5 protein-coding genes are annotated in these 4,557 nt (G+C 68.9%); 2 read left to right on the top strand and 3 right to left on the bottom strand.

Features of this window, described 5'->3' with window-relative positions; genetic code table 11:
• From dnaE to lspA, 3 genes are all read right to left on the bottom strand, one after another.
• On the bottom strand, positions 1-1,204 hold a 1,204-nt coding region (gene dnaE / locus B4L26_RS17675), incomplete at its 3' end, for a DNA polymerase III subunit alpha (RefSeq protein ID WP_414651924.1).
• Between the two features lie 131 nt (positions 1,205-1,335).
• Complete coding sequence (locus tag B4L26_RS17670) at positions 1,336-2,262, bottom strand: RluA family pseudouridine synthase (protein WP_290721005.1); 927 nt, start codon at positions 2,260-2,262, stop codon at positions 1,336-1,338.
• The gene (gene lspA, locus B4L26_RS17665) at positions 2,255-2,851 is read right to left on the bottom strand and encodes a signal peptidase II (protein ID WP_290721004.1); all 597 of its coding nucleotides are present in this window, start codon (positions 2,849-2,851) and stop codon (positions 2,255-2,257) included. Before lspA ends, B4L26_RS17670 begins: the two co-directional genes overlap by 8 nt.
• Positions 2,852-2,900: 49 nt before the next feature.
• Here lspA and B4L26_RS17660 point away from each other — a divergent pair, with 49 nt between their 5' ends.
• Together B4L26_RS17660 and B4L26_RS17655 are read left to right on the top strand one after the other, a co-directional pair.
• Positions 2,901-3,878 carry a hypothetical protein gene (locus B4L26_RS17660; protein ID WP_290721001.1) on the top strand — a complete coding sequence of 326 codons (978 nt, stop codon included), beginning with the start codon at positions 2,901-2,903 and terminating at the stop codon, positions 3,876-3,878.
• A gap of 141 nt (positions 3,879-4,019) precedes the next feature.
• Positions 4,020-4,557, top strand: a 538-nt coding sequence (locus tag B4L26_RS17655) for a DUF222 domain-containing protein (RefSeq protein ID WP_290720998.1), incomplete at its 3' end; no start/stop codon positions are given.

Below are 4,557 nucleotides of genomic sequence, written 5' to 3'. Positions count from 1 at the left end.
GCATCGACACGCGCTCGGGGTTGAGGAACCGCTCGAACAGCAGCCCGTACGGCAGCGGGTCGATGTTGGTGATCCCCAGCGCCCAGGCGACGATCGAACCGGCCGCCGAACCGCGGCCAGGTCCGACGCGGATGCCGACCTCGTGGGCGTGGGCGATGAGGTCGCCGACGACGAGGAAGTAGGCCGGGAAACCCATCTGGATGATGATGTCGAGCTCGCGGTTGGCGCGATCGAGGTATTCCTGCGGGATCTCGGTCCCGGGGAACCGCCGCGTCGCCAGCCCGTTCATGACCTCGGCGCGCAGGAAGCTCGCCTCGCTGTGCTCGGTCGGCACCGGGAACACCGGCATCCGGTCACGGTGGGTGAACACGTCCTCGTAGGATTCGACGCGCTCGGCGATCTCCAACGTCGAGTCGCACGCGCCGGGGACTTCGGAGTCCCACAGGTCGCGCATCTCCTGGGCTGACTTGAGGAAGTACCCGTCACCGTCGAACTTGAACCGCGTCGGGTCCGAGAGGGTCTTTCCGGTCTGCACGCACAGCAGCGCCTCGTGCGCCCCGGCGTCGGCCTGGGTGACGTAGTGGCAGTCGTTGGTCGCGAGCGGCTTGATGCCGAGCTTGCGGCCGATCTCGAGGAGTCCGTCGCGCACGCGGCTCTCGATCTCGATCCCGTGCTCCATCAGCTCGAGGTAGAAGTTCTCCGGGCCGAAGATGTCGCGCCATTTCGCCGCGGCCTCCAGCGCCTGTTGGTCGTGGCCGAGCCGCAGACGGGTTTGCACCTCCCCCGAAGGGCAGCCCGTCGTGGCGATGATCCCCGATGAGTACTGCGCGATCAGTTCGGCGTCCATGCGCGCCCACTTGCCCAATTGGCCCTCGATCGAGGCCAGCGAGGACAGCTTGAACAGGTTGCGCAGGCCGGTGGCGTTCGCCGCGACCATCGACATGTGGGTGTAGGAGCCGCTGCCCGATACATCGTCGGAGCGCTGGTCGCGGGTACCCCACTGCACGCGCTTGGTGGAGAATCGCGACTCCGGTGCGATATAGGCCTCGATGCCGATGATGGGCTTGATCTCGTTGCGGACCGCGACGTTGTAGAACTCGCTGGCCCCGAACATGTTGCCGTGGTCTGTCATCCCGATCGCGGTCATTCCGAGGCGCTTGGCCTCCGCGAAGAGGGGACCGACCTTCGCCGCACCGTCGAGCATCGAATACTCGGTGTGGTTGTGCAGGTGGACGAATGATCGGGCGTCGGTCACGGCGTCCACTCTAGGGTGCCGGTCTGACACCGGCAGGGGACCACGCCAGCGCGTGACGGATGGGACGGAGGTGACTGCGGCTACCCCTCCCGCAGGACGTCAAGCGCGTGCTGCAGGTCGTCAGGGTACTCGCTGACAAACCGCACTTCGCGCCCGTCTGCAGGGTGTGCGAAGGCCAGTTCACGGGCGTGCAGCCACTGCCGATCCAAGCCCAGCCGGGCCGCGAGCACCGGGTCAGCGCCGTAGGTCGGGTCGCCGCAGCACGGGTGGTGCAGCGCCGAGAAGTGCACACGGATCTGGTGGGTGCGCCCAGTCTCCAGGTGCACGTCGAGCAACGACGCCGCCGCAAACATCTCCAACGTGTCGTAGTGGGTGATCGAGGGCTTGCCGCTCGCAGTCACCGCGAATCGCCAATCGTTGCCGGGATGTCTGCCGATCGGCGCGTCGATGGTGCCCGACGGCGGATCGAGATGTCCCTGCACCAGGGCGTGGTAGCGCTTCTCGACGGTCCGGTCGCGGAAGGCCTGCTTGAGAACCGAGTAGGCGTGTTCGGACACAGCCAGGACCATCAGCCCGGACGTGCCCACGTCGAGGCGTTGCACGATGCCCTGACGCTCGGCGGCCCCCGAGGTGGAGACCCGAAAGCCCGCGGCCTCCAGTGCTCCGACGACAGTCGGGCCGCTCCAGCCTTGCGAAGGATGCGCGGCCACGCCGACCGGCTTGTCGACGACGATGATGTCCGAGTCGTGGTACACGACCGCAAGGTCCTCCACGGGGGTGGGCTCGACCCGCAACGGCTGCGCCGGCGCGGGCAGCAGCACGTCGAGCATCGCGCCCACGGGGAGTTTGTCGGACTTGCCGGCCGCTATCCCGTCGACGGTGATATCGCCGGCCGCGGCCAGCTCGGCCGCCGTCGTGCGCGAGATGCCCAGGATCCGTGCCACGCCCGCGTCCACCCGCATTCCGGCGACGCCGTCGGGCACCGGCAAGGTCCGTGACTCACGCACGGGCATCCCCGGTCTCGGCGTCGGCTGCGGCGCTGTCGTCGGCTTGGGCGCTGTCGTCAGCTTGGGTGCTGTCGTCGGCCGGGAACCGGCGGGCGGCCCAGCCACTGCGACCGCCGTCGTAGTCAAACCCGAGGATGGTGAGGATCACCAACAGGACGGCTCCGCACACGACCGCCGAATCGGCGACGTTGAACACCGGCCACCAGCCGATTGCGATGAAGTCGACGACGTGGCCGTGCAGCGCGCCCGGTGCCCGGAACACCCGGTCGGCCAGGTTGCCCAGCGCACCGCCCAGCACCAAACCCAGCCCAAGGGTCCACCACGCCGAGCGCAGTCGCTGCGACAGTCGGATGATCGCGATGACCACGCCGAGCGCCACCAGGGTCAGGACCCAGGTATAGCCGGTGGCCATGGAGAACGCGGCGCCGCTGTTGCGCAACACCAGGAGGCGGGCCCAATCGCCGATCAGGTACACCGGGTCGCGACCCTCTAGCGCGGATACCGCCCAGATCTTGGTGATCAGGTCCAGGGCCCACACCACCAGGGCGACCCCCAGCACCGCCCACGTCGTCGCGTATCGCTTCAGCACGTCGACCAGGGTACTGGGCGGCGTCCACCCGCCCGCTACGCTGGGCCCCGTGCTGATCCGGCCCGCCCACCCGACTGTGCCGCGCTCATCGGCGCACCGCGCCGCGGTCGTTCCGCTGCTGGGTGCCCTGTGCGCCGTACTGCTCGCCTGTGGCGGCACCGGCTCGGCGCCCGACGACGGACCCTGCTCGACCGCCATCACGACGGCGGACCCGGCAGTCCGGCCGATCCCTCTGGCCACCCCCACCGTTGAACTTCTCTCCCCCGGTGCGGAGCCTCGGCTCCCACTGCGCGCCACCCCGGACCGCACACAGGCCCAACCGGTGCGCCTGACTGCGACGACGACCGTCCTCACCCGAATGGCCGGCGGGGCGCCCGACGCGAACTCGACATCGCGCGAAGACCAGACGGTCACCGTCGCGGCGACCGCACGACGGCACTGCACCGACGATGCTGACGTCGCGCTGCGATTCGACGCACTATCCGCGGCGGACCCCGCGCTTTCGGCCGACCTCGCGAAGGACGACGGTTCGCGCGGCGGGCTCACTCTCGGCGATGCCGGGGTCCCGCTGTCGTTGCGGCTGTGGCCGAACTCCGGCGCTCCGACGACGGCGCGAGCCGTCTTGGAGAACACACTCGCCACGGCGCTGCAGACCCTGACCGCCCGGCCCGGTGACGCGGTCGGCATCGGGGCTCAGTGGCAGGTACGACGGACGCTGTTGGGTGCGACGACCCTGCAGCAGACGATCACTGCGACACTGCGCGGGCGCGACGCCGACACCGTCGACCTCGACATCACGGTCGACGAGACGCCCACCGGGTCGGAGTACACGGTGCCGGGAACCGGCGCGGCGCTGCACATCGTGCGCTACACCTCGCTGGGCCGCGGAACGGTGCGCATCGACCTGCGCCGCGCCCTGCCAATCGGTGGATCCCTCGACACGCGCGGGGCGCGCGAACTCGTCGGGGCCGACGCCGCCCGCCCTTTGGTACAGCAAACCCGCTACCAGCTCGAGTGGACGCAATAGCGGATCGTTGGGCTATCGCTCGACTACCCCGGACACACCCCGTCGGCCGCAGCGGTATGCGCCAGTGAACACCTGTCACAATAGCCACTGACCTGCATATTCGGTCTTGTGATCGAAAGTGTGTTCGGGTAGGGTTAAGGCATGGACACCACGACCGCCGCACCGGACACGCCGGCGGTCGACGATGCCCAAACCGGTAGCGGCGGATTCGATATCGACCCCGGTGTCTGGGACACCCCCGACGCCTGGGGCACCCCTGATCCGTGGGATGAGCCTGATGCCTTCGATGACGAAGCGTTATGGGTCAAGCGGGCCGCCTCGGTGGGTCCGGCAGCATCGTTGGCGCTCGGCGACCCGGCCTGGACGGTGGACGTGTTGGGTCATGCGCGGCGGGCGAATGCGCTGTTGGCGTGGATCGAGTACCGCGAGATCGGCGTGATGCACACGGTGCTGTCCGAGACCGGTAAACCCGAAGCGTCGGCGCGGGGGGTGCGGATGCTCGACATCGAAACCCAGGCCGCCGCCCGGATCGCGATGAGCCAAGGACTGACCCAACGCCAAGGTGAGAAGTGGCTATCGGAGGCGATTGCCATGCGCGATCGGTTGCCGGCGACCGGGCGGTGTCTGCGTGACGGGATCATCAGCCCGCGTCAGTTTCGGTTGGCGGTGGCGCGCACCG

Source organism: Gordonia sp. UBA7599 (assembly GCA_002477755.1).
Lineage (GTDB): Bacteria > Actinomycetota > Actinomycetes > Mycobacteriales > Mycobacteriaceae > Gordonia.
Note: the sequence above shows the minus strand (reverse complement) of the source record. Positions and strands in the feature narration are given on the sequence as shown.